A 25,738-nucleotide genomic window follows, 5' to 3' on the forward strand; every position below is an offset into this window, starting at 1 on the left:
CACCACTTACACACATTAGTTAAGATGAGTCACGAACCGGGCCCTGTCTGCTCTTACTTTTTTCAAATTTGCGAAACGGTCATTATCTGCATCACGATAACCCAAAGCCAGGATAACAGCGCTGCGTAAACCTCTTTCCCTCAGTCCCAGCAACGCATCCATACCTGCAGTATCGAATCCTTCCATCGGAGAGCCATCTACATCTTCCGTTGCGGCGGCTACAATAGTAACCCCCAAGCCGATATAGGCCTGCTTGGCAGCATGAATAAAATTGATTTCGGATTTTGCTGGATCAAAACTATTGAGTAAGGCCTGGCGATAGCTAGCCAGACTTTCAACGGTAACGTTTCTTTCTTTGGCAACATGCTCAATAAATGCTTCAATGCGCTCCGGCGTATAATTGTCCCATGCAGCAAAGACCAACAAATGCGAACAGCCTTTGACCTGATTTTGATTATACGCTACCGGAAGCAATTGCGCCAGCAGGTCGGGGTTGCTTACCGAAATAATCTCAAAAGGTTGTAACCCGAAGGCAGAAGGCGCCAGGCGCGCTGCTTCCAGGATACGATCTATTTTTTCCGCGGGAACTTTCTTCCCGTTCATTGCTTTGGCGGCATAGCGCCATTCCAGTTTCTCTATAATTTCCATAATTATTTTATGCTTTCTTTTTGGGTTGTAATTCCAGGTAAATTTTTACATCTGCCTCTTTGGCTACCGCCTTGCCTGTTGGATCATAGCTGATATGATAATCGAACCGGTTCAGCTTCATCTCTGTCTGGAAACCGATCACCTCATTGCCCATCTGGTTTTTGGTTTTACCGCCGTAGGTAACGGCCAGTACCACGGGTTTGGTTACATCTTTAATAGTAAGCTTGCCGGTTAACGTGTATTGGTTCCCCGCTTTCTTTTTGAAGCTGGTACTGACAAATTTCATTTCAGGATATTTTTCAGCATCAAAGAAATCGGCTGTTTTTAAGTGGTTGTTACGCATGTCCACCCCGGTGTTGATGCTGGATGTTTGTACGGTAAAATTAATTTTTGCATCGCTGAAATCTTCTTTAGCGGCAACCAGCTCACCGCTGAACTGATCAAATTTTCCCGTAACAAAGCTGATGCCCATATGTTTGATGGTGAAGGTTACAAAGGAGTGCATTGGATCGGGCGCCCAGTTTTTTTGAGCGAATAACTGGAAACTCATCGCCGTTAAGGCCAGGAAAAGGAAAATTTTCTTCATGTATATCTTTTAAAATTGAACTGCAAAGCAACAGCATCTGTTTCCCGTAAAAAATAATGTAGGTTAAGTTTAGGGGTTGAAGTTGCACGCAAAGACGCAAGGGTGCTAGGACGCAAAGAATTGATATAGCAGCCTCCGCGGTTTAAGTTTCTCGCGGCGAACGCAAAGGAGCAGCGGCGCAGCGAAAGATTTGTTGGAATATTACAGAGCTCACAGATTACACGGATTGGCACAGAAGCTTTTTGAAATCTGTGCAAATCTGCAGAATCTGTGAGAGAAAAAAATATCAAGAGGTTTGTGAGAACGATTATTTAGTTCACAGATTTTCACCCACATCCACAGTAGTTAAAGTTTCTTGCGGCGACACGACGGAGCTGTGGCGCAGGGCCAGCTAGTTGTGGTAATATATTGTAGCCTGTTAACTGCTGATAGTAGTACTGAAGCCGCAGTGAGTGACACAAGAGAGATGATAGCAGTGCGAAAGCCGACAAAATAACTACAATGCGGCTTCCCTTTATACTTTTTATTTTTTATTCCTTATTTTACATTTACCAACTTACTCTCCTCCCACTGGATCCTTCCCAGCCCGGGATGCACATGCCGGTCGCTGTGATACGAGGAACGCACCAGCGGGCCGCTTTCTACGTAGTCCAGCCCCATTTCGTAGCCAGCATCCTTATAAAAAGCAAATTCATCCGGGTGCACAAAACGTTGCACCGGCAGGTGTTTGGGTGTGGGTTGCAGGTATTGCCCGATCGTCACCACATCACAGCCATTGTCTTTCAGGTTGCGCAGGGTTTGCAACACTTCCTCGCGGGTTTCGCCCAGGCCCAGCATGATGCCGCTCTTGGTGCGGGCGCCGCCATCTTTTAATATACGGATCACCTCCATGCTGCGCCAGTATTTCGCCTGGATGCGCACCTGGCGGGTCAGTCGCTCTACGGTTTCAATATTGTGAGAGATCACTTCAGGTGCGGCATCTATCACCGTCTGAATATCTTCCTTTTTGCCCTTAAAATCGGGGATCAGCGTTTCCAGCGTGGTTTCGGGGTTTAATGCTTTTACCGCACGAATGGTGCTGTGCCAGATGGACGCACCGCCGTCTTTCAGCTCATCGCGGTCCACAGATGTGATCACCGCATGCTTCACCTTCATCAGGTAAATAGCCTCTGCAACGCGTTGGGGTTCATCATAATCCACGGGCAGCGGCTTCCCGGTGGCCACGGCGCAAAAGCCGCAACTGCGGGTACAAATATTGCCCAGGATCATAAAGGTAGCCGTACCGTCGCCCCAGCATTCGCCCATATTAGGGCAATTGCCACTTTCGCAGATGGTATGCAGTTTATGTTGGTCTACCAAACCGCGCACATGCTTATAATTTTCGCCAATAGGCAATTTTACACGCAGCCAGTCCGGCTTCTTCACTTTACTCGTCACAGGTAACTCGATCATAACGCGAAAATAATACTTTTATGCTGAATGCTTTTGGGGGCTGTCAGCGGTGGTGCAAATCTCAACTTCAGTCCCTGCTGCTGCGGGCTGCGGTTCCGCTTCAAGCGGAACTAAACCCTCCGCATCAGGCAGCCTTTGAACTAACAATAAGGGGCATCGGATTGTTCGCGGGATTTTGGCCGGTAAGGATAAAAATCCTCCCTGCCGAATTCGTCGTTGCTTGTTTTCTGATTAGCCCGGCAATAGGCAGCAGTTTCCTTCTGTGTATCCGTGTAATCTCCTATGAAAAATTGGCTCACAGATTTCTCAGATATCCACAGATCAAAATTTTATACTAATGATTGGCCGGGAATCCGGAAAGACGGGAAGATATTTTTTTTCAATCGCCTAAAACTTACCGTCTCACCGCCTTACCGGCTGAAAGTTGCTTTCACCGATCCCAGGCTGTTCGAGGCTTGCAGCCTCGAACCTTTATTTTATCGCTTTCAGCGATCTCAAAAAAACTATCTTTACGCTACTAAATTAATCTACAATGACTTCAGAAGTACTCTATAACGGCGATCTCCGCACTACCTGCACGCATTTGAAAAGCGGCTCTTCTTTTGAAACCGATGCACCAGTTGATAATAACGGAAAAGGTGAACGGTTCTCGCCAACCGACCTGCTGGCCACCAGCCTGGCTACCTGCATGATCACTGTAATGGGTATCAAAGCCTGCACGATGAATTTCGATTTAAACGATGTGCGTATTGAAGTTTTAAAGAAAATGGCCGCCGACCCCAGACGAGTGAGCGGGATCGACCTGAAGGTCCATATTCCCCAAAACCTGGAGGCACTTGATCCCAAAACCATTGCCATCTTAAAAAATACCGGCAATACCTGCCCGGTAGCCAAAAGCCTGCATCCGGATATTGTTGTAACCACCGACTGGGGCGCCTGGAGCTAGAACAGGTGCTTCGATAACAAGGCAATGGCGGCAACAAACGGCGCAAATAATAATAGCAACGAAAACGACAGCGAAAAATATTTCAGCGCTGGTTTGTAACTGCTCCTGAACAACAAGGGCAGCAGATAGGCGGCAATAAACACGACAGAGGCGATCATAAAATTAATGATCAATGATATGCCGGTATACAATACAGAGAATACTGCAGGCTGCAATAAGATTCCGGATAACAAACCATATAATAGTCCCGACAGGAAAACGCCGACCAGCAGGAACGCGCCGTATTTTATTCCTCTCTTAAAATAAAAAGCAAAATAAGGACCCGGGGCCAGCGCCTTTATAGCCTGTAATAGTGTTTCATCTTTAGATGGGCGCGGTGGCACAGCCCTGTTCTTTCCTTTTTGTTTTTTAAAACGCGGCCACCATACAATAAAGCCGGTTATAAACAACGCCAGGGGGATCAACCCGCCCAGTAAAGCCAGAATACGTGTAGGCATTCCTCCGAAACTGCCCAGGTGCAGGGGCACGATCCAGGTGAGATAGCTATTGGCAATATTGGAAAAATCTGTTTCACTATTTAAGAGCACCTTGCCGCTATACTGGTCAACCCCCACCATAATGCGGTTTCCTTCTTTTGAAACACCAGCGGAGGACATATCAAAACGATAGGCCCCGTCTTTATCAACAGGGTACGCAACACCCCTGAGCACCGCCTCCGGGAATTTATTTTTAGCTACCGCAGCGGCGGTAACGGGTGATAACTTTTGAGCGCCCGCCACCCATTCCGATTTCAGGTTAAAGACCTCTTGTACTGATTGAGGAGACTTGCCCGTGAGCATAAATAAAAAAGCAATGAACACGGGCCCGAAGGACATTGCAAAACCTGTTAACGACAATACCACGACCACCGGGGCAGAATAAATACCGAGCACATTATGCCAATCGTAATTCTGTCTTTTAAAGCCCGATTTAAAATTTATGGTAAGCACCGATTTCCACTGTTTCCATTTTTTATATTGCTGCGGCACCCATAACCGCAGCCCGCTTACGGTAAGGATCAGCAAACATAAAGTGGCCAGACCTACAACATATTGTCCCCAACCGGAGATGAGCAAATTAGTATGTAGTTCCGTTACAAACCCTATAAAGGAACTATGATATAATCGCTTGCCTGCCAGTTCCGCCGTATAAGGGTTAATAAAAAATTGTTCCTCGTTTGCAAAGTTATAACATACATAAGTAATGTTAGGGTTTCCCTGTTGGGGCAGGTATACATAGTCGATCTTCTTATCGGGATATTTTTGTGGTACGATCGCCGCAATCTCTTCAATACTATAGCGCTTTTGCTGCTCCAGGGCATGAAAAAGTTCCTTGTTCAATGCCCGGTCAATTTCATCTCCAAAAACAAGAATGCTGCCGGTAAGCCCCACAAGGCTCAAAACAGCGCCGGCAATAATACCCAGGTACAGGTGCCATTTACCAAACCACCGCTGCTGGTGAGTGGCCCAGCCCCGCTTTTTTATTTTACCTGTTTCCATGGTTTAAAATTTATACGCAATGCTTCCTATAAATTGGCGCGGTTGCTGGGGAATAAAATTGGACCAGCCTTTCCAATAACGTTGATTGGTAATGTTATTTACTTTCATTGCGATCCGGAAATGCCTGAGGTCGTAGGTCAAATGCCCGCCCAATATCGTAGCGGCAGGCAGCCACAACTGGCCGTCATCGTTGCTATTGATCGCGAAAGACTCCCCGGAATAATTCGCCCCCACTCCTATGCCCAGTCCTTTTAAAGCGGTTTTTGTAAACGAATAATTCGTCCAGAAGTTTAAAGTGTTATAAGGACCGGCGGACACGGGGCGCAGGCCATTCACGTCCGCGCCGGCATTTTGCATTCTGCTATCATTATATCCATAGCCCAACAAAACCGTCCAGCCGCTTACAGGATTCGCCAGCACTTCTACTTCCACACCCTTGCTTTTTTGTTCGCCATCCTGTATGCTGAAATTAGCATCCGAAGGATCGGGGCGCACTATATTTTTTACAAGGATATTGTAGTAGCTGATGCTCCCGGTAAGTTTATTACCCAACAACGCATACTTTACTCCCACCTCTTTTTGATTGGCTTCTTCCGGATCAAATGCTTTATTGTTTTTGTCTGTCCCAAACTGGTTGGTAAACCCATTTTGATAATTGGCAAAAAGCGACACTTGATCTTTCACCGGCATAAAGATCAACCCAAACTTGGGTGAAAGCTTTGTTTGTATTTTATCTGATTGCAGGTTCTCAAAACGATCCACCCGCAGGCCTGCCGATACAATAAGATAATCGGTCAGATTGGTAATATTATTGGCATACCCGCTGAAAACAGAAGAATGCTGGTTATAAACAGATGATGAAACCCCGCCGGTCCTTGTTGCATAAGCATTGTCAACGTTCGGTTTATTAAAAACACTATTGGATGCAGGCTGCCCGTTGGCCTCTACTACATCAAACAGGTAAGGATAGGGTACCATCCCGTGCAGCAATCCGTTAAAATAGTAATAGGTAACATCGGACCGATAGGATAAATAATCGAGGCCGATAACCGCCCGGTTGCGGATGGAGCCAAAACTGTAGTCTGAAACAAAATTCTGCTGCAGATCCAGCGTTTTGGTGGTTCCCACAGGGCGCCACACCATACGCGACACACTATCAGCTCCGGGGGTTCCAAAATCAGCGTTGCCGGTTGTGGTAAACGATTTCAGGAAGCTGGCCAGGTAATTCGGCAACAGGTATTGAAACGGCATGTACCCATTGTTATGACTCAGGCTATACGTAAGCGCCGTTTGTGAGGTCCAGTGCGGTGAAATTTTGTAGCTGGCATCGGCAAAAAAGGAGTTCGTATTAGTTTTGGAATACAGATCATTTGAAATAAAGGACCGGTTATAATCCACTTTAATATCCTTTACGTTATCGGTTCCAAAGGCCTCTTTTATGGTTTTGGGCGCATTTGCCATAATGGCACTTACCGTCCCGGGGTCATTGGGATAACGCTGCGATAGCATTGCTGCCAGCGATCCATTGATCATCGAAGGCGTAAGAATGAACATAAAATTGCCACCGTTGCTGTTACCTGCCGAACCCACGATCTCCGCATCTGCATTCAATGTAAAACGGTCATTGGGTTTGTATAAAAAAGCAGGGGCGATGATATAGCTTTTTTGGAAACCAGCGTCCTGCCAGCTATCCTGGTTTTGGCCGGCCACATTGATGCGGGCCGCCATTTTATCTTGCTGCAATACAAAATTAGCATCAGCAGAAGCCCGCATAAAATTATAGGACCCATACGCTACATCTGCATAACCGCCGTTATAAAAATAAGGCCGTTTGGTAATGCGATTGATCAACCCTCCATAAGAATTAATGATGCTGCCATACAAGGTACCGGATGGCCCTTTGATGACTTCAATTTTGTCGAGATTGGCCATATCCACGTTGGTGTTTACAATATTCGGCAATCCATTGCGGGCCTTTGTAGTGGTCATGAACCCCCGGCTCACAAACAGCGATCCGCCATCGGGCCGGCTGGTAGCATCCCAAAGCTTGGTGACCCCGGTAGCATTTTTCATGGCATCCTCCAGGCTCATGGCAATTTGTTTGCGCAAGATCACATCCGGAATGGAAGTAACTACCTGGGCATTCTCCAGGTTGGCCAGCGGTAATTTATTCGAATAAAAACTGGCGCGGTTCATGATCTTATTGGTTTCCACCACTACTTCATCCAACTGTTTAGTGGTTTCGCCAATCGAAAAATTCAGCTCCAAATTGGTGCCGGGGTTTAAAGAAACTGTTCTCCGCTCCTTCACATCACCGGTTAAGGACACTTCCACTACATAATCCCCGGGCTTAATATTTTTAATATGGTATTTACCATCATCATCCGACACTGCTCCCCATTTAGTGTCTTTCAGCACGATACTTATACGACCCACGGGCTGCCGGTCGACTGTTGTTACACGCCCCTGTATTCCACAATTTTGAGCCGTTGCTACAAAGGCGCTGCAGAGCAGTAAAAGCGCCAACATATATTTGTTCATCATTCGCATTTTATTTTTGCGGCACAAAACTATTCAGCAGCAACACCATGTTGTTTCCGATATGCGGAAAATGAACGCACAAAAAAAATTCCGGATTTAGCAAATGACAAATGGGTATTAGTCAGTGCCGCTAATCCGATCGCATTATATTAAGGCATAATTAAAAAAAACAACGGAATTATTTTAACCACATAGACACATAGAATATAATAGATAGCAGGAAACATAAAGACACACTAGCTATCTTCCGCCTTTGGCGGAATCTATGCCGCTTCAAGCGCTATGATTGCTACTATTCCTATGTGGTTTAAAAGACTTCGTTGTATATAGCGCGCGAATGAAGTTGTGCTTATCATGTAGTCAGCAATGGAAGAAGAAAGGTTTTTCCGATCTTACTTACGTTCGATTTAAGTTTCCCGCTGATCTCGCAGATGTACGCAGAAAAAATCCGCGCAGATCTGCAAAAACCTGCTGGGAAATAATTGAGCCTGCACGGGAACCTTCAGGTGGGGTTTTGGTTTTAATCGCTTATTCTCATCGCCTTCACGTCTTGCCCGCCAAAAAAACATAACTTGCAATCTATGTTAGCAGCATTAAAAACCGGCGTGCTTTGTGTTATATGGATTGCAACAGCCTGTACATTATCCGCGCAGGTTTCTTTTAAAGTAATTGCTTTTTACACCGCCCAAAACGACCTGGCGCATATTAGTTTTGTGCACGAGGCCAACCGCTGGTTTCCGGCCATGGCCCGGCAATACCATTTTCAATATAATTCAACTAATAATTGGGGCAATCTCAACGACTCATTCCTTGCCCATTATGACGTGGTGTTATTTCTGGATACCCGCCCGGAAAAAACAGAACAGCGGGCGGCATTTGAACGCTACATGAAAAAAGACGGCGCATGGATGGGATTTCATTTTTCAGCGTTTGCCTTGCCGAACTCCACTTACCCCGACAACTGGTCCTGGTACAATAATGATTTTCTTGGATGCGGCAATTATGTAAGCAATACCTGGCGGCCAACCGCGGCGATACTCCGGGTGGCAGACAAAAAGCATCCCGTTACAAAAGGATTACCTTCCACGTTTCGTTCAGCGCCGAATGAATGGTACCGCTGGCAACACGACCTCAGGAACAATCCGGATATCGACATCCTGGCGGCTATCGACAGCAGCAGTTTTCCTTTAGGCACCGGGCCAAAGCCACAGGAGATCTGGCATAGCGGCTATTACCCCGTTGCATGGAGTAATAAAAAATACAGGATGGTTTATGTAAATATGGGGCATAACGACATGGACTATGAAAACAAAACCAATAAAGAGCTCTCTTCCACTTTCAGCAGCCCCATGCAAAATAAATTAATCATTAATGCGCTGCTTTGGCTGGGCCGGAAAAAAACGGCCGGGAAAAAGTAATCCTATTAATTGTTGTGGAAAAAGCAATTGCCTGCGTCAGTATAATATGAAAAAACGATTGCTTACAATAGTTCTTTTATTCTTTGCAGTTGCTCTAACTTGCTATTCCGGCTACTCGCAAAATGAAAAGGAGATTAAACTAACCAGTTTAAAAATAATTTCCGGAGATACACTAATTCAACAACCGGAAACAGCGCCTCTTGAAGCCTGGCTGATCACTGATCCCAAACAATCCGCTTCCACTAAAGGAGTGCGATTCTCAATAAAATTAGTCAATCACTCCGCTAGTGATATAATGGCAAATAATGTTTTGGAAAGATTGAGTTTAACGATTTATCCAGATGATCCCGAGGCATTAATACCACTGGATGTTTCCAGAAACCCAAGAGACTTCAGGCCCGGACAAAAATGGTTTCTGGGCAAAGTGCCCTTTGAAATAGGCGATGTGCTTGTTAACGGAAAAAAACAAAATATAGATTTGACTGAAACACAAATAATAACCATACCCGCTGCCGGAGCTTATACCATAAACCTTTATGCTCCTACTGTGTGTGATAAAAAACTCACGAAAAAGGAAGCTTTTAAAAGAGGGCGTTACCGATTTGCTTTAACAATGGGGCTATTCTCCCGGGCATGCAATAATAATCAAGCATGGTCTTCTATCCTATTAGAAACGCCCAAAATGGTTATAGCCTATGGCCGGTAATCATTACGACACTGGCCATCTTTTTTGAGCAGCCGGACTATTCAGAACATTAAAACCCTTCAAATGAGAAAAACAATAGGTTGCACGGCTACATTATTTCTATACCTGTTTTTTGGCAATGGAGCAGGTATGGCACAATCAGGTGGTGAGATTCAATTTAATCGAATGGAAAGCCCCCTGACTACCAATAAAAACATCGTAACTGTTAGCACTGCTATTAATGCCAAACAAACAGTTTCCAGCAATGGCATTCATTTTATACTGATCGTAAAAAACAATTCCGGCAAAGCAATTGCCATTAAAAATATTGCGGACCAATTATCAGTTGCTTTATACAATGAACGGGGTCTTAATATTGCAATACCAAATGATGCTTTATTAGAAATTCACCGAGCAGATCGAAAATGGAAATTCCGATCAGAATCTGTTTACCCCGATGCTCTTTATATAAACGGGAAAGAAGAAAAAACCGATCTTAAAATGCTGGAATATATCGCAATACCGGTAAATAGCATTTGTAAAATGCACCTGATAATAAAACGGGTAAAACACGTTGAAACACCTTACAATGTAGACAATTGGTATCTGAAAAAACCCACAATAAATTTAGCGTCCGGGAAATATAAACTAAGAATGTGGTTACCGATTATTTCAAATGAACAAAATAAATCACGAGGATTCGTTGCAAGTTTTGAATCGCCGATGATCGATATCGGCTATGGCAAGTAAGCGTCCATTCATCAGCCTGCTAAAAAATCATTGACCATCGCTGCAAAATATGAAAGCACGTAGCCCTTGTCGGGCGGGCTTTCCGCGGCCCCCATGTAACTGCCATGCACCGACGGCAGTATCAGGAGCCTGGAACCTTTTACCAGTTGCTGCATCTGGACCGAATGCGCCGTGGTGATGACATCCTGATCCCCGTTCACGATCAAGGTTGGCATAGTGATGGATGTCAATATCGAATTCTCCCAATCTTCAAAATGCAGCATACGGCTCCTGTCTTTTTCAAACATCGTTTGCAGTTTCTGCTCATCGGGCGTCCATTTCAGAAAACCATCTTTTAAGGCCTGCGGCATTACTTCAATGGTAGCCTGCGCCATCCCATCGAAGAAGCCCTGCGGCAAACCCTCCCGCTTGTAAAAAGTAGAAGCCAGTATCAGCTTATCGATCAGCGCCGGTTGCTTATGGGCCATTTGCATAGCGGTGTTGCCCCCATTACTAAATCCCAGCACAGCAGTCTTTGCGATCCCTATCTGCTGCAGCAGTGCGATACAATCTTCCGCATCCTGCTCAAAACTTTCGGGGCCCTCCCGGTCATTGGTGCGCCCATGTCCCTGAAGCTCCACGGCAATGATTTTCAGATGATCCGCCAGCAAAGGGATCAGTCTTCCAAAAGTGGTTTCAATCGTAGATCCACCGCCATGGACCAGCAGCAAATTCACACCCCCCTTTCCATAAATTTCATAATACATATTGATCCCGTTCACTGCAGCATATCCTGACGCAGCCGGCTGGCGTTCATTCATCTTTCTTATTTTATTTTAATAATTAATACTTTCATCCACCTCATATTTCATCCCCGGGTAGTCAAGGATACGGCGCATCAGACCGATCTGTCCGAAAAGATACGATTCCCTGTCAATACTCATACCCACCATATTCAGCTTATTCTGCTGCACGAAGGAGGGCATCATCGGAAAGTTAAAGCCGGACAACAGGTCCTCATCGGTGGCATTCTTCAACCGCTCAAATAATTTCGGAGAAATGATATGCCATTGCTGCTTCAGCGCATCCAGGGTGGGATAAACAGCCGTTGCATCAAGCGCCTTTGCTTCCTTAAACAACTGTTCATTGGGGTCTGCATCTGCAATTCCCAGGATATTTGCCAGCCAATAACGGCAATTCACCAGGTTGCCTGCCATCCATGCGATGTGATTGGTTCTTCCTTCTATGCGCTTTAAAGCATCCGCTTCCGTAATGCCATCGAACGCGTTATTGAAATTTTGTGTGTGCATCCGGAAGGCAGGTATTACAATGTGCACTAATTTGCTTTTTGCGTCCATGATAATTATTTTAATAAAAAACGTTGTAAATTATTAATGACTTTGCGCCGAGTAATTGATCATCCAGCCCACGCCATATTTATCCGTAAAGCTTCCGAAATAATCGCCCCAAAACTGGTCCTGCATCGGCATCTCAATAGTTCCTCCTGCTGAAAGACCATTAAATAGGCGATCGGCTTCCTCCCTGCTTTCCGGAAAAATGCTGACATAATTATTATTACCCACCGTTAGTTTATGCCCCATAGACGGCACGATATCCGATGCCATCAGCATGTCGGTTCCAATAGGAAGCGCAATATGCATGACCCGGCTTTTTTCATCTGCAGAAAGATTTTCACAGCCGGGCGCGTCACCCATACGCATGACACCGCCCCGGAACTCCCCGCCAAAAACCGATTTGTAAAAATTGAACGCTGCTTCCGCCGTTCCATCAAAATTCAGATAGGGATTTAATTTTGCCATTGTGATTATTTTAATAGTTTAAAAAAGACTGATTCCAATATTTAGTTTTCTGTTAATTGTAAAGTAGCGTATGTTATCGTAAGAAGTGAAGCGTCAAACGTGAGTTTGTGCTTTTTCACCATTCTCTTTTCACCAATAATCATTTGCCGTTATAAGCAGCTTCCAACGCCGCAATATCCAGCTTGTCCATTTGCATTAATGCATTCATCATCCGCTGGCTCTTTTCGGGTTCGCCTTTGCCCATCAGTTGCCCCAGTTGTACCGGGACGATCTGCCAGCTCAGTCCAAATTTATCTTTCAGCCAGCCGCACCGGCTTTCTGCACCACCGTCTGCCGTTAGGGTATTCCAATATTTATCGATCTCCTGCTGCGTACTGCACTCCACCACTATCGATATCCCTTCATCAAAATTAAATTGATGTGCCAGGGAACTATCCATACAGGCCATTGTATAATTGTTAATACTGAACTGCGCATGTTGTACATTACCGGCCGTATCTTCCCCACCCTGCGGGTATTCCATGATACCTTCCGTTTTTGAATTGGGGAACAAGGAAGTATAAAAAGCGATGGCCTCTTTCGCCCTTCCGTTCTGTTGGTTAACAAACATTAAAGTGGGCGTAAAATACTGATCTGTATTCCCCTTTTCGCCGGTGTATAATTGCCAGGTAATACCAAAACGGTCTTTTACCCATCCGTATTTTTTACTGAAGGGATAACTGTCCAGTGGCATCAGCGCAATGCCTCCCTCTGCAAGCGCCGTGTACAAGCGTTCTGTTTCTGCTTCTGATTCATTGGCGATCAGAAAAGATACGGAAGGGTTGGGTTGAAACTGCGGCCCCGCATTCAGCAGCATCATTTTCTGACCACTGCATTCGATGGTTGTTACAATGCCTGCATCAGCCGTTATTTTAGTAGCTGGAAAAATACCGGAATAAAATCCGGCAGCTTCCCGGGCAGTACCATCCATCCAGATACAGGGATAAATAAGATTGTTCATTATTATTTGGTTTTAAAAATTTATTTCTTTGAACCCGCCTTCTTTTTTGAAGGTAAAATAGCGCTATCCTCTTTTATCCGGTAAGCTACTATTTCTTTAATAAGCTCTGCAGGTAATGGTTCTTCTAATGAAAATTGTATGGTCCCTTTTGAGGTTTTGTAATTCTTCAGCGCTGCTGCAAATACTTTGACCGGGCTGCCGGTAGGGTAAAAACCAATATGCTTCGGGTAGGCCGCATAGTACACCAGCACTTTGTTCCCCTTCAACGCGGGCATATTATAGCTGATCACCTCGGTTGCTTTTGCAGGCGCTGCCTGTTTTACAATCCTGCGCAATTCCTGAAGCCTCTTTTTCTGTATCCCCGAAAAAGTACCGATATACTCATTTACCGTCGAAAATTTTACAGGCCCCATAATTACCTATTTATAAAAAGTGAAGAAATTATCCTTTCTTTTCAACATATTCTTTAAACCGGTTCAGCACCGATTGGCAAAAGCTTTTCTGCATTGCTGCAGATAGCTCCCGTTCGGGCTCAAAGGATTCAATCACGGTTGTAAATCCCTCCCCCGGAATAAATTTATTTACGGTCCTCCTGCCATCACTTAAGATGGCTTCGATCAATTGTTTTTCGACCACCTTATTGTAGACCCCCCTATAATCAAAACCCTCCGTACCGTCTTTTGCCTCCATCCTAAAGCAAAAACTTCCCCCTCCTGTTATATTGTTCTCTACTTTGGGACAATGCCAATGCTCCATGGGCAGGTTCCATTGCATAATTGCCTCCGAAGTGGTCCATTTCCTCCAAACTTCTGCTATTGGTCTGTTTACAATTACTTCTACCGTTATTGGATCTTGCAAATCATCCATACAACTCTTTTTTGTTTTTAAAATCCAACTGTTGCTCTTTTAATGCCCGTTGCAACACCGGCAGGCTGGACGGGCCAATTCCATGCAGGCTTAATATTTCCTTTTCGGTATAGGCGGCTAACCTTTTTACACTGGTAATCCCCTCCCGCTCCAATGCGCGCCGCGCCGGTGCTCCCAGTTTTGAAAGAAACCCTTCTTTGGGTTTTTTCTCCGCTTCACAAACCGGGCATACGGGACAATCACTGCTTTTATGATATTGATGCCCGTTGGGGCAGGTTCGTAACGTTGCTTTTGCCATTGTGCCACTTTTATTTTATATAATAGGGCTGCATATTCTCCAGTTGGTAGGTGTGCCGCGCCAGGTGGTAAATGCCAAAGTAGACCCATTCTAATCCTGTCATTTCCCCAATGGTAGGAAAGGGCGCCCCGGTGCAGATCCGGGAAAGATCTTTTTCTTTTATATCTTTTTCAATATTTGCAGCCTTATCTTTTATGCTCCCGATTAACTGTCCTTTATCAAAAGGACCACCGGAAGGTTTTACATTCTGTGGTGCCGCATATCTTTTTTCGAAATTTAAAAAAATATCCTTTAGCAGGGACCGGTATTGGTCAATGGGACGCGCTACATCCGATCCCGGCAATTGCAGTACGCTTTCTATGCCCGACAAAAATAACAGTACGTGCTCGCCCACCTGTCCGGGCGTCCAACTGCCTTCAAAAGGAGTGCTGTTAAAATAATTGTCAGGCGCTTTTCCCAGCAGGTCAACAAACTTATCCGTTGCTGTTGCCAACTCCTGTTGCAAATTATCAGCATCAATAATTATGGCTTCCATACATATTTGGTTTATACATTAAAAATTATTTGATCAATCCAGCACACTGGCCTTATACCCATTCAGTCGCAGGGAAGCGGTAATATAAGCGGTATTGACAGGCCTCACTGATTCTACGCGCAATATCTTGTCACAATCCTCCAGATCAAAATTGATCTTGGTACCGGGCAACAATTTTTTCAGACAGCCTACGATCCGTTTTGCCGCAAGCTCATCTATTACATCCGTTTTAAAAATGGTTACCCGCTTCATAAGAAATAGGTTTAAAAAAACAATTTTATTTAACCACCCTATAATTTAAACGCACGATACCGGAGGGGAATGACTTTGATTCAAGTAGCCGAAGGCGTCCTGCGGGCATGTCGCTAAAAAACCGTTTCCCTTTGCCCAATAGCTGGGGATCTAAAAACAACGTATATTCATCCAGCAACCCCATCCGATGCAATTCCCTGCTTATCATTCCGCTTCCTAAAATTACAATATCATTTTCCGCTTTTTCTTTAATAGAGCTTATGGTTTCTTTATTTAATTGTTTATGAAAATGACTATGTTGCCAGGTACTTCCGTTCACTGTGGTCGAAAAGGTATGTTTCTGTGCAGCATTCATATACTGCTGCACTTCAGGATAAGCCATCGCCTGCGCTGTTGGCCAAAAAGCTTCCATCATCTTAAACGTAACCCGCCCAAATAAGATTGTATTGGCGTTATGCAAATTTTCCAGATTCTCTTTTTGTAATTCCGTATCGGGTGTAAACCAGTTGGTTTCACCAGACGGGCCGGAAAATATGCCGTCAACGGTTATCCAGTTCGCAACAAAAATCTTGCTCATTCCCCTGAATTTTGATTTATGAAAAGCTAACTATACAAACCTACAACCAATAGCAGCGAAAACAAATACGTAAATACGACATTATCTGGGGTTGATTGCGACAAGCGACCTGTTTATATTTGCACCAGAAAAACAGCACACATGAAAAAGATAATCATCCTGTTATTAAAAGGCTCCAACCTTTCTTCTATTGAAAATCCAAGGCAGGGATTCGAAGAAGCGAACCGGTACCTGGCACAGAAAAGCCAGGGTCCTTTATTTTCTGTTCAGTTGGCTGCCCCTGAGTCGAAGATTCAGTTAAATAACGGCCTTTATGAAGTGCAGGCGCAATTGCTGGTTAACGAAATACAGCGGGCGGACCTTATCATTATTCCCGCATTACAGGAGCCCCTGCAGCAACACCTTGAAGAGAACAAAACGATCATACCCTGGCTGCAACAACAATATAATAAGGGAGCGGAAATTGCCAGCCTTTGCATGGGCGCTTTTCTTTTGGCAGGAACCGGCCTGCTGGACAATAAAAAATGTGTTACACATTGGAAAGCCAGCAACCTGTTTTGCCAGTTATTCCCGCGGGTGCACCTGATCAACGACAAAATACTTACCGATGAAAACGGCGTGTACACCAGCAGCGGCGCCTATTCTGCATCCAACCTTATCTTATACCTTATTGAAAAATATGCCGGGCGCGAAGTGGCGATCTATTGCTCCAAATTTTTCCAAATAGATATTCAGCGCAGCAGCCAGTCGCCCTTTATTATTTTTTCGGGCATGAAAGATCATAACGATGTTACCATAAAAGAAGCGCAGCATTTTATTGAACAGAATTTCGAAGACCGGTTGCCGGTGGATACGCTATGCGAACGGTTTGCCATTGGCCGCCGGACCTTTGAACGGCGCTTTAAAAAAGCCACCACTAATACAGTTGTGGAATATATTCAAAAAGTAAAAATTGAAGCGGCAAAAAAAATACTGGAACAAGGCTATAAAACGATCAGCGAAACGATGTACCATGTAGGCTATAACGATGTAAAAGCGTTCCGTGATGTATTTAAAAAGATCACAGGGATGACGCCGGTTGATTATAAATTGAAGTACGAGAAGATACTGGTGTAACAATCCTCCGACGCATAAACAGGTTGAGCCGGGAATCCGGGAAGACGGAAACTTCTTATCTCTCGATTGTTTAAGACTTACCGGGTTACCGCCTTACCGGCTCAAAAAATACTTTTTAGTTAGCCTGGTATTAAAAAAACATACTCCCATTGGATATATCTTAAAGATTCATGCAAAAAATGAGCTTTTGCGCCTGCAGCTTTCGTCACAGATCCGGGTCATCATCAGCCAACCTTTCCTTTCTTTTTCTGTGATACGGCTCTTTAAAAAAATCATCCACTTTTTTATTAAAATCCGTGCTGTGCTCTTTTAACGTGGCATGCCCCGAATTGGGCACGATCCAAAGGCGCCCGTTGGGAATATTTTCTGCAATCTGAGTGGTATGTTTTACCGGAATCAGGTCGTTATCACCGCCAATGATCAGCGCAGGACAATGAATTTTTTTCAGGTCACTCAGCGGAATATTGGGTTGCATATAATCCAGCATAAAAATTTTATAATCGTTCTTATCGGTTGCATCTGTCAGGGGCATCCGTGTTTGCCACGATTTATAATCTCTTACACCATCCAGCCATACATCAGGCCGCAGCCCAAGTGAATCCGGCCACAGGTTGGCCCCTGTGCTGGCCAGTTTTATTACCCGGTTAGGATGACGCATGGCCAGCTCCAACGCATTAATGCCTCCGTCGCTCCATCCCAGCACGTAGGCCGCTTTAATATGCATGGCTTTTAACAGCGCATCAAAATCGTCCGCCATCATTTCAAAACTCAGCGAATCGCCGTTATCAACCGTTCTTCCCTGTGCCCGGCTATCCACCAATATAACTTTATACTCTTTTTCAAAATAGGGTACGGTCATAGAAAAAGCGTTCATATTGCCGCCGTTACCATGAATCATCAGCAGTGGTTTTCCTTTACCATATACTTCCGTATACATTTCTATGCCGCGCACCAAATAATAGCGGCCCACTTTTTCATTGTAGCCATATTGCCCGCGCAGCAGCCCGCAGCCTGTAATTCCGGTGAAAAACAAGGCACTCAACAAAAGAAAAATACGACCGGGGTTCATCAAGTATAGTTTATACTTTCTAAAGTTAATGGCTAAACGCGATATTTTTATGGAGATAGCGAAAAACCATTAATTTAGAGGCGTTCCAAAGCTTGTTAAAAAAAAATCATACATTTTTCTATGAGGAAATTTAGTAGCCTGATCATTTTTTCCCTGATCATTTTTATTAATAAAACGATAGCCCAAAAACTACAATGGTCGCCCGACGGAAACAGTTTTTACACCTTTTCTGAAAAAGGCATTTCCAGCACCGATCCTGTAAATGCAGCCAATAATAAAATGTTCATGACGGTGCAGGACCTGACGCCCGGCGGCGCTTCCAAACCCCTCACGGTGCAAAGTTTTACGGTGGCGCCTAATGGAAAACTCCTGTTATTATTTGCCAATACCAGGCGGGTATGGCGGCAGAACACCCGCGGCGATTACTGGATCTATAATACGGAAACAAAAAAACTGGTGCAGTTGGGTAAGGGCTTGCCTGAATCGTCGCTGCTATTTGCAAAATTCTCTCCCGACGGGAAAAAAGTAGCCTATGTATCCAAACATAATATTTTCATCGAGAACCTGGCAGACAATCACCGCACCCAGGTTACTAAAGATGGCACCGATCGTATGATCAACGGCACGTTCGATTGGGTGTATGAGGAAGAGTTTGGCTGCCAGGACGGTTTCCGCTGGTCGCCGGACGGTACCAGGATCGCCTATTGGAAATTAGATGCCTCCCATATCCGTAATTTCCTGATGATCGACAACACCGACTCCCTGTATTCATTTACCATCCCGGTTGAATACCCCAAAGTGGGGCAAAACCCCAGTTCCTGTACGATCTGGCTATATGATCTTGCAAGCGGAAAATCGCGCCGGGCAGAAGTTAGCGGCGATCCGGTTCAGCATTATATTCCCCGTATGGAATGGGCACCCACCGGAAAAGCGATTGTGCTGCAGCAGCTCAATCGCGCGCAAAATGAGACCCGCTTATTTTCAGTAGATGCAACAACCGCAAAAGGAAAGGAATTTTATAAAGAAACCGATCCGGCATGGATCGATATCAAAAGCCGCTGGAACGACAATGACCCCACCGGATGGGATTGGATAAATGATAAAGGGGATTTTCTTTGGGTTTCGGAAAAAGGCGGCTGGCGCCAGATCTATAAATTAAATTTGGAAGGGAAGGAATCGCTGATCACCAGAGGGAATTACGATGTTATTCAATTCGACTTTTATGATGCGCCAACCGGCACCATTTATTACACAGCCTCCCCCGAAAACGCCACACAAACTTATTTATACAAGATAAACCTTTCCGGCGGAAAGGGCGAGCGCGTTACGCCTGCAGCGCTAAGCGGTGTGAATGATTACACTATTTCCACCAACGGAAAGATCGCCCTGCTGAATCACAGCAGCGCGGCTGAAATAGCCTACGGATCGGTAATCAGCCTGCCGGAGCACAAAGAATTAGTGGCGGCAAAAAGAATAAAAAAAGCAGGTCCCCAGGACTCCAAAACAGAATTTTTTAAAGTAAAGACAACGGATGGTATCGAACTGGACGGGTGGATGGTAAAACCTGCCCACTTCGACCCCAATAAAAAATACCCCGTAGTATTTTATGTGTATGGCGAACCGGCAACGCAAACGGTCATGGATAATTATTCCGCCGGAAAAAACTTTTTATACAAGGGCAGCATGGCAGATGACTGTTATATATACATTTCACTGGAGAACCGCGGCGCCCCGGCCCCCAGGGGAAGGGAGTGGCGCAAATCCATTTACCGGAAAATAGGGCAGCTCAATATCCGCGACCAGGCAATGGGCGCCAAAGAAGTATTAAAATGGAATTTTATCGATACCAGTCGTGTGGCCGTTTGGGGCTGGAGCGGCGGCGGCTCTTCCACGCTGAATCTTATGTTCCAGTACCCCGGCATTTATAAAACAGGCATCGCTATTGCGGCCGTTACCAACCAACTCCTGTACGACAATGTATACCAGGAACGCTATATGGGCGTACCCACTACGTCTAATGAGGATTTCGTGAAAGGCTCCCCCATCACCTACGCCAAAAACCTGCGGGGCAACCTGCTATACATACACGGAACAGGTGATGATAATGTGCACTATCAAAATGCAGAAATGCTCATCAATGAGCTGATAAAGGATGGCAAACAGTTTCAACTAATGTCTTACCCCAACCGTACGCATTCCATCTCCGAAGGCGAGGGCACGCGCGAGCATCTTTCCACACTGTATACCAATTATCTTAGAATGTACTGTCCTCCGGGCGGAAGATGAGGGGAAAAATATAGAATGAGAAATAAGGAATGAGAAACGTAGAGATGCGTTGGGTTATTGGGCTCCCGGCTGTTGTGCTGCTATGGACTTTTCTTGCATCGCACTCTTGTACTGCGGTGCAGGAATGGGCTTTTAAAGATTAAAGACCAGTGCCGTTTTAGAAACTATTGAAGCCTCGTGTTTACGCGGTACCTAACGGAGCTAAATTGAAAGCCCCCGAAAGGTGATGATCTATATACAAACCGCTAAAAAGGGAGGAACACCCCGGCACCGGCGAGTATTTGTTCCGTAGGAACAACCTGTTGGTAGCCTCGTTACGATCGCATATTATTTGGTGTGCCATAGGTACACCCCAATAAATTGCCCAAAACAAGAATGTCCGCAGTGTACCTGCGGACATTCTTGTAAAATGGAATACAAATAATTCTCCTAATAATCATCATTCAGTGCAAAGGTCGATTTCCGGTACATCCAGTCGCCGCTGGTAAAATCGGGGAATTCAACGGTCTGATGCCCCAGGGCAATAGACTGCTCACTTAAAGGAGTGATCGCGCTCCAGGCCGCGGAATCATACACATCTATAGGTGTAGGCTCTTTTCTTTTTGCAGCTTCAATAAAAGCATTTACTACAAAAAAGTCCATACCACCGTGACCGGCGCCGGCCGCATCTTTACCATATTTTTTCCAAAGCGGGTGATCGTATTTATCCAGCCATGCTTTCGCATCATCCCAGGTGTGTGGTTTAGAAACTCCTTCCACATACATTCCATTGTTCACATCCATCCACAGGCCCTTGGTTCCCTGCACCCGGAAGCCCAGCGAATACGGGCGGGGCAGGTTGGTATCATGCTGCAGAATGATCGTCTCTCCGTTTACACAACTGATCTGGGTGGTCACAATATCGCCCAGTTTAAAATTCACTTTTGCATTTTTGTGAGTAGGGCCGCCTACTTCTACAATGTAATTATGCAACCCTCTTGATTTTGTTGAAAAAGAGTTCAGCGATACAAACCGGTTGCCCCTGTTGATATTGATATAATGCGCCAATGGCCCGATTCCGTGAGTGGGGTACAGATCGCCGTTGCGCCATACAGAATGGTCTGTACGCCACCTGGCTTCTGAGTATCCATCCACATGCCCGAACTCGGCACCGATACCATAAGGCGTTTTACCATCGTTAAATTTTACGCCGCGCAGGTCGTGCTGATAGCCGCCCTGCAGGTGAATCATTTCTCCAAGAATGTTCTGGCGCACCATATTCAAGACCGCCAGCACGTCCCTGCGATAGCAAACATTTTCCAGCATCATCACATGCCCGTTGTATTGCTCTGCAGCTTTTACCACATCCCAGTGGTCCTGCAGCGTAATACCGATGATCACTTCCGACCCTACGTATTTGATACCCGATTCCAGCGCCCCGATGATCATGGGCTTATGCAACTCCCAGGGCGTGGCAAGGATCACGGCATCGATGCCCTTTTTTGCATACATTTTTTTCCAGTCGTCCGGGCCGGCGGAATAATAAACCGGCGCTCTTTTATTTGCTTTCGCTATTGCTTCCTTTGCTGCAGTTATTCGTTTGGGGTCAATATCGCAAACACCCACTACTTCCACATCATTTCTTTTCAATAACAAGTTCAGGTGCCAGATACCCCGCGCACCCACGCCAATGATGGCCACTTTTAATTTTGAAACCGATGGTTTCAATACCGTCTCGGAAGGAAGTATAGCAACCGATGCCACTCCCAGGCCAGCAGTTTTTACAAAATCTTTTCTGTTCATGTTTTCTTTTGTTTGAAGCCCGCTCCTTTCCAGGATAAGAGCATTAAAGAATTGTTTTATCGTTTGAGGCGCTCCGTAAGCAATCAAGCGCATTATTTACTCCCGGTGCCCTGTATTCAACAGCCGAAGTGATTGCGATGCAACAAAGAGGCTCCCGGTAACCATCCGGGACACCAAAGCTCGAATTAAAGGAATCACGCAAGCCTTTCAAAGATACCGTGAATCTTGCTTACCAGCAAGCCCTTTTGCCGTTCAACCGTTTGCGCACCAGCGCTAACGCAGGACCGGGCGTATCCAGTAACTGTATTGGTAGGTGCCCGGGGTGATCCAGTATTTTTTTAATGGCATAGAGCCCCAGCTATCCATTCCCTGCACACCCATCTGTCGTAAATCAACGTGCATATAGATCTTATCCGCTTTTTCCAGTTCACCGGAATGAAACTGTTTTTTAACCGGTGCCGGATCCAGTTGCTCCACACTGTAAGGCAGGGCTGCAACAGACAGCAGGCTGTCAGCCATTTCAAAGCGCAGACCAACGCCTTTGTTATTGGTCAGACTGATCCACCGCACGTCCGTCTTATTACCGCTTTCCTGCGGGCGGGCATAAGGAAAATACTGCTCCTCAATAGTCTGGCTGTACCGGCCCACATTACTCGCAGTATGCCGGTCCCAGTAGTTCTCCCAGGGACCGCGGCCATACCATTGGATCTTTGAGAACTCCTTATCTAACTCCATGTCATTCCCAACGCGCATCAACGACCGGTAATTACCCGCAGCTAGAGTATAATTATTTTTCACCCGGATGGCGCCGTCGCCATATACGGTAAATTCCTGTTCTGTTTTAGCAGTGCCGTTTAACAGCGCGGTGGTAAAAGAAACCTTGTATTCATAGGCATTCACCCGCTCCGTTTTTGCCTGCACAGCAGTAGCTGTTTCATAAACGTTTCTCCAATTCCTTAAAGACTGGTTCAGCCGGGCGCCGATATCATTATCCGTTGGTGCGCGATAGAAACCAGGCTGCGGGCCTTTGGCAATAATGGTGGTGCCTTTTAACTCGTAGCTGGTAAGCAGGCCCTTGTTCAGATCAAAGGCAACAGCAAAGCCGCTACCCTTTAAAACAAGCGTATTACCGGTTTTTGCTTCGGCAACCGCAGTCTTTACTTCAGGATGCGCATAGACAGCACGAGTTCCGGTCCAGGCAAATTGTTCTTCTGCTATTGTGTAATCTTTTTCCAGAAAGGGCTCTTTATTTTTCAGCCGGTAATAAACCGCCAGGAAATATTCCTTTCCGGCCTTGGGTTTGTATTTTACAGGAAGTTCCAGCTCCGCTGCGGCCTGCGGTTCAATATTCAGACTGGGCTGTGTTCCTTTTGCAACAACGGTTCCATCTTCCGTAAGCTCCCAATCCAGTTTTACACCGGAAAGATTTTTGAAGAAATAACCATTTGCTACCTCAACAACATTATTGCCTTTATAGTTTGTTTTTATATGTTGATACACTTTCTTTACTTCAACGGCCATGGGGGTTAGCTGGCGATAAGCGGTTACCACGCCTTTCACACAAAAATCATTATCGCTGAAGTTTTCATCCACCGGTCCGCTCAAAGGGAAATCGCCTCCATAAGCCAGGATGCGTTTGCCGTTTTTAACCGTATCAATTCCCTGGTCGATCCATTCCCATATATAGCCGCCCTGCGCGCCTTCGGTATGTTCAATAGCGTCCCAGTATTCTTTAAAATTGCCCAGGCTATTGCCCATAATATGAGCATATTCGCTCATAATAAGCGGCCGGCGTTCTTTCGATTTTCCCCAGCCAGCTACCCAGTCGGGGGAAGGGTATTGCGGACAGATAACATCGGTATTATAATCACGCTCTGCGCGTTCATACTGCACCGGGCGGATATCATTTTTCTTCAGCCAGTCGTACCCCTCATACATATTGATCCCATTGCCCGCTTCATTGCCCAGCGACCAGGTAATAATGGAAGGGTGATTTTTATCCCGCTCATACATGCGCTGTATCCGTTCCAGGTGCGGAATGCGCCATTGAGGATCGTTGGCAAAAGTATATTCGAGGTCGTAGTATCTTCCGTGCGATTCAATATTGGCCTCATCAATCACGTACAGTCCGTATTCATCGCAAAGCTCCAGCCAGTAAGGATCCGGCGGATAATGGGAATGGCGCACCGCGTTTATATTCAGCTTTTTCATCATTTCCATATCCTTCAGCATATCTGCTTTTGTAAGGGTATGACCGGTGCGGGCATTATGTTCGTGCCGATTGACCCCTTTAAAGAAAACACGTTTCCCGTTTACCAAAAAATCGCGTCCTTTTATTTCAATGCTGCGGAAACCCACACGGGCCGGAACCACTTCCAGCACTTCGCCTTTATTGTTTTTAAGCGTAATGTATAGGGTGTATAGATGGGGCGTTTCGGCAGACCAGGCTTTTATGTCCGGAATATGCTTCTTCAACGAAACTGAAGTCTTATACCGGCCTAATACAGAAAAGGCGGGCAGCGTTTCTTTAAACACTTGTTTTCCCTCCTGATCGATCAGTTCCAGTTCTGCTGTTGCGGTGTCCGCTTTGGAATGCAGGGTATGCTTATCTGTTTTATAACTGGTTACCGTTCCGTCAAATTCAAAAACTCCGTCCTTATAATTATTATTTAATGTGGAAGTGATCTTAAAATCGCGCAGATCCAGCAACGGCGTGGCATACAGGTATACTTCCCGTTCTATGCCTGACATACGCCACATATCCTGGCATTCCAGATAACTGCCGTCGCTCCAGCGATACACCTGCAAAGCGATCAGGTTTTCACCGGGCTTCACGTATTTTGTAATATCGAACTCCGCCGCCATTTTGCTGTCTTCGCTATAGCCCACTTTTTGTCCGTTCACCCAGATAAAGAACGCCGACTTCACAGCGCCCAAATGAATGAAGATCTGCCGGCCGTCCCAGTTGGCAGGAAGTTGCACTTTTTTCCGGTAAGATCCCACGGGATTATTATCATCAGGAATATCAAAAGGAGGATTCATTTTGCTCCCCGTTTTTGCACGTCCCGCAAATTCATAGGGCTGGTTTACATAAATGGGCAACCCATACCCGTTTACTTCCCAGTTAGCAGGTACTGGAAAATTTACCCACTTGCTGTCATTAAAATCGGTCTTGTAAAAATCCCGCGGGCGGTTGTTGGGATTCTGCACCCAGTTGAAACGCCAGTTGCCATTCAGCGAAATAAACCAGGCCGATTGTTCTTTTTTTCTTGTTGTAGCAAGTTGCCTTGATTCAAAAGCAAAAGCATTTGCCCGCATCGGCATCCGGTTCCATCCAACCACTTCAGGGGTTTGCAATTCAGTTGGGAGGGTTTGTGCCGATGCCATTCCGGCTATACCCGCCAACGCAATCAACGATAGTATCTTTTTCATAATAACTTCAGGTAATGGTAATCTGAAGCCGCTAATTTAAAAGATTTTATGGCTTAGCGAACAGTTTATATGCCATCCGGCAAAATTGAAAAAGACGAAGCCGCTGGAACCAATACGCTGTATCCCGGCACAGACAAGCCTTACAGAGACATCATCCGGTA

At 45.5% G+C, this 25,738-nt stretch carries 24 protein-coding genes and 1 pseudogene; 7 read left to right on the forward strand and 18 right to left on the reverse strand.

Annotation, left to right across the window (positions count from 1 at the left end; all coding sequences use genetic code 11):
* Positions 1-15: 15 nt before the first annotated feature.
* The 3 genes from NIASO_RS09600 to lipA form a co-directional block, all read right to left on the reverse strand.
* On the reverse strand, positions 16-648 hold the full coding sequence (locus tag NIASO_RS09600) for a nitroreductase family protein (RefSeq protein ID WP_008585370.1): 633 nt from the start codon (positions 646-648) through the stop codon (positions 16-18).
* Between the two features lie 7 nt (positions 649-655).
* Positions 656-1,234: a YceI family protein gene (locus NIASO_RS09605; RefSeq protein WP_008585372.1), complete on the reverse strand. Its 579-nt coding sequence runs from the start codon at positions 1,232-1,234 to the stop codon at positions 656-658.
* 537 nt (positions 1,235-1,771) lie between these two features.
* Positions 1,772-2,686, reverse strand: a complete 915-nt coding sequence (gene lipA, locus NIASO_RS09610) for a lipoyl synthase (RefSeq protein WP_008585373.1) — start codon at positions 2,684-2,686, stop codon at positions 1,772-1,774.
* A gap of 532 nt (positions 2,687-3,218) precedes the next feature.
* Here lipA and NIASO_RS09620 point away from each other — a divergent pair.
* Positions 3,219-3,632 carry an OsmC family protein gene (locus NIASO_RS09620; RefSeq protein ID WP_008585374.1) on the forward strand — a complete coding sequence of 138 codons (414 nt, stop codon included), beginning with the start codon at positions 3,219-3,221 and terminating at the stop codon, positions 3,630-3,632.
* On the opposite strand, the gene NIASO_RS09625 is transcribed toward NIASO_RS09620, so the two are convergent.
* Together NIASO_RS09625 and NIASO_RS09630 are read right to left on the reverse strand one after the other, a co-directional pair.
* Entirely contained in the window at positions 3,629-5,170 is a 1,542-nt protein-coding gene (locus tag NIASO_RS09625; RefSeq protein ID WP_008585375.1) for a PepSY-associated TM helix domain-containing protein, read from the reverse strand. The two genes, NIASO_RS09620 and NIASO_RS09625, sit on opposite strands and share 4 nt — an antisense overlap.
* Positions 5,171-5,173: 3 nt before the next feature.
* Positions 5,174-7,714, reverse strand: coding sequence for a TonB-dependent receptor (locus tag NIASO_RS09630; protein ID WP_044046302.1), 2,541 nt, complete (start codon positions 7,712-7,714; stop codon positions 5,174-5,176).
* Between the two features lie 578 nt (positions 7,715-8,292).
* Between NIASO_RS09630 and NIASO_RS09635 the strand changes: the two genes are divergently transcribed.
* From NIASO_RS09635 to NIASO_RS09645, 3 genes are all read left to right on the forward strand, one after another.
* On the forward strand, positions 8,293-9,129 hold the full coding sequence (locus NIASO_RS09635; RefSeq protein ID WP_008585377.1) for a ThuA domain-containing protein: 837 nt from the start codon (positions 8,293-8,295) through the stop codon (positions 9,127-9,129).
* Positions 9,130-9,175: 46 nt separating this feature from the next.
* On the forward strand, positions 9,176-9,835 hold the full coding sequence (locus NIASO_RS09640; protein ID WP_025298854.1) for a hypothetical protein: 660 nt from the start codon (positions 9,176-9,178) through the stop codon (positions 9,833-9,835).
* A gap of 129 nt (positions 9,836-9,964) precedes the next feature.
* Positions 9,965-10,564 (forward strand): hypothetical protein, encoded by a 600-nt coding sequence (locus NIASO_RS09645; RefSeq protein WP_157547227.1) that lies wholly within the window; start codon positions 9,965-9,967, stop codon positions 10,562-10,564.
* 11 nt (positions 10,565-10,575) lie between these two features.
* On the opposite strand, the gene NIASO_RS09650 is transcribed toward NIASO_RS09645, so the two are convergent.
* The 10 genes from NIASO_RS09650 to NIASO_RS09695 all read right to left on the reverse strand — a co-directional run bounded on the left by NIASO_RS09650 (position 10,576) and on the right by NIASO_RS09695 (position 15,892).
* On the reverse strand, positions 10,576-11,364 hold the full coding sequence (locus tag NIASO_RS09650; protein WP_008585380.1) for an alpha/beta fold hydrolase: 789 nt from the start codon (positions 11,362-11,364) through the stop codon (positions 10,576-10,578).
* Positions 11,365-11,379: 15 nt separating this feature from the next.
* On the reverse strand, positions 11,380-11,901 hold the full coding sequence (locus tag NIASO_RS09655) for a DinB family protein (RefSeq protein WP_008585381.1): 522 nt from the start codon (positions 11,899-11,901) through the stop codon (positions 11,380-11,382).
* Between the two features lie 33 nt (positions 11,902-11,934).
* Positions 11,935-12,363, reverse strand: a complete 429-nt coding sequence (locus tag NIASO_RS09660) for a VOC family protein (RefSeq protein WP_008585382.1) — start codon at positions 12,361-12,363, stop codon at positions 11,935-11,937.
* Positions 12,364-12,502: 139 nt separating this feature from the next.
* A complete protein-coding gene (locus tag NIASO_RS09665; RefSeq protein ID WP_008585383.1) occupies positions 12,503-13,363 on the reverse strand; it encodes a VOC family protein in 861 nt (286 codons plus the stop codon).
* 20 nt (positions 13,364-13,383) lie between these two features.
* Positions 13,384-13,776, reverse strand: coding sequence for an iron chaperone (locus NIASO_RS09670; RefSeq protein ID WP_008585384.1), 393 nt, complete (start codon positions 13,774-13,776; stop codon positions 13,384-13,386).
* Between the two features lie 28 nt (positions 13,777-13,804).
* Complete coding sequence (locus NIASO_RS09675; RefSeq protein WP_008585385.1) at positions 13,805-14,230, reverse strand: SRPBCC domain-containing protein; 426 nt, start codon at positions 14,228-14,230, stop codon at positions 13,805-13,807.
* Positions 14,223-14,528, reverse strand: coding sequence for an RNA polymerase alpha subunit C-terminal domain-containing protein (locus NIASO_RS09680; protein ID WP_008585386.1), 306 nt, complete (start codon positions 14,526-14,528; stop codon positions 14,223-14,225). The genes NIASO_RS09675 and NIASO_RS09680 overlap by 8 nt, the downstream gene beginning before the upstream one ends.
* A gap of 10 nt (positions 14,529-14,538) precedes the next feature.
* Positions 14,539-15,063, reverse strand: a complete 525-nt coding sequence (locus NIASO_RS09685) for a DinB family protein (RefSeq protein ID WP_008585387.1) — start codon at positions 15,061-15,063, stop codon at positions 14,539-14,541.
* Between the two features lie 33 nt (positions 15,064-15,096).
* On the reverse strand, positions 15,097-15,315 hold the full coding sequence (locus NIASO_RS09690) for a hypothetical protein (RefSeq protein WP_008585388.1): 219 nt from the start codon (positions 15,313-15,315) through the stop codon (positions 15,097-15,099).
* A gap of 25 nt (positions 15,316-15,340) precedes the next feature.
* On the reverse strand, positions 15,341-15,892 hold the full coding sequence (locus NIASO_RS09695) for a dihydrofolate reductase family protein (protein ID WP_008585390.1): 552 nt from the start codon (positions 15,890-15,892) through the stop codon (positions 15,341-15,343).
* Positions 15,893-16,033: 141 nt separating this feature from the next.
* Here NIASO_RS09695 and NIASO_RS09700 point away from each other — a divergent pair, with 141 nt between their 5' ends.
* Positions 16,034-17,008: a GlxA family transcriptional regulator gene (locus NIASO_RS09700; RefSeq protein ID WP_008585393.1), complete on the forward strand. Its 975-nt coding sequence runs from the start codon at positions 16,034-16,036 to the stop codon at positions 17,006-17,008.
* A gap of 205 nt (positions 17,009-17,213) precedes the next feature.
* Here the strand turns inward: NIASO_RS09700 and NIASO_RS09705 are convergent, their stop codons facing one another.
* Positions 17,214-18,077 carry an alpha/beta fold hydrolase gene (locus tag NIASO_RS09705; protein ID WP_008585395.1) on the reverse strand — a complete coding sequence of 288 codons (864 nt, stop codon included), beginning with the start codon at positions 18,075-18,077 and terminating at the stop codon, positions 17,214-17,216.
* A 285-nt stretch (positions 18,078-18,362) separates the two neighbouring features.
* Between NIASO_RS09705 and NIASO_RS20640 the strand changes: the two are divergent.
* Together NIASO_RS20640 and NIASO_RS20645 are read left to right on the forward strand one after the other, a co-directional pair.
* A pseudogene (locus NIASO_RS20640) lies at positions 18,363-19,421 on the forward strand (DPP IV N-terminal domain-containing protein); the annotation flags it as partial.
* 339 nt (positions 19,422-19,760) lie between these two features.
* Positions 19,761-20,363: a prolyl oligopeptidase family serine peptidase gene (locus tag NIASO_RS20645; protein ID WP_394332358.1), complete on the forward strand. Its 603-nt coding sequence runs from the start codon at positions 19,761-19,763 to the stop codon at positions 20,361-20,363.
* Positions 20,364-20,792: 429 nt separating this feature from the next.
* On the opposite strand, the gene NIASO_RS09715 is transcribed toward NIASO_RS20645, so the two are convergent.
* Together NIASO_RS09715 and NIASO_RS09720 are read right to left on the reverse strand one after the other, a co-directional pair.
* A complete protein-coding gene (locus NIASO_RS09715) occupies positions 20,793-22,238 on the reverse strand; it encodes a Gfo/Idh/MocA family protein (RefSeq protein WP_008585398.1) in 1,446 nt (481 codons plus the stop codon).
* A gap of 180 nt (positions 22,239-22,418) precedes the next feature.
* Positions 22,419-25,577, reverse strand: coding sequence for a glycoside hydrolase family 2 TIM barrel-domain containing protein (locus NIASO_RS09720; protein WP_008585401.1), 3,159 nt, complete (start codon positions 25,575-25,577; stop codon positions 22,419-22,421).
* Between the last annotated feature and the right edge of the window lie 161 nt (positions 25,578-25,738).

Source organism: Niabella soli DSM 19437, assembly GCF_000243115.2.
In the GTDB taxonomy this organism is placed as follows: Bacteria; Bacteroidota; Bacteroidia; order Chitinophagales; family Chitinophagaceae; genus Niabella; species Niabella soli.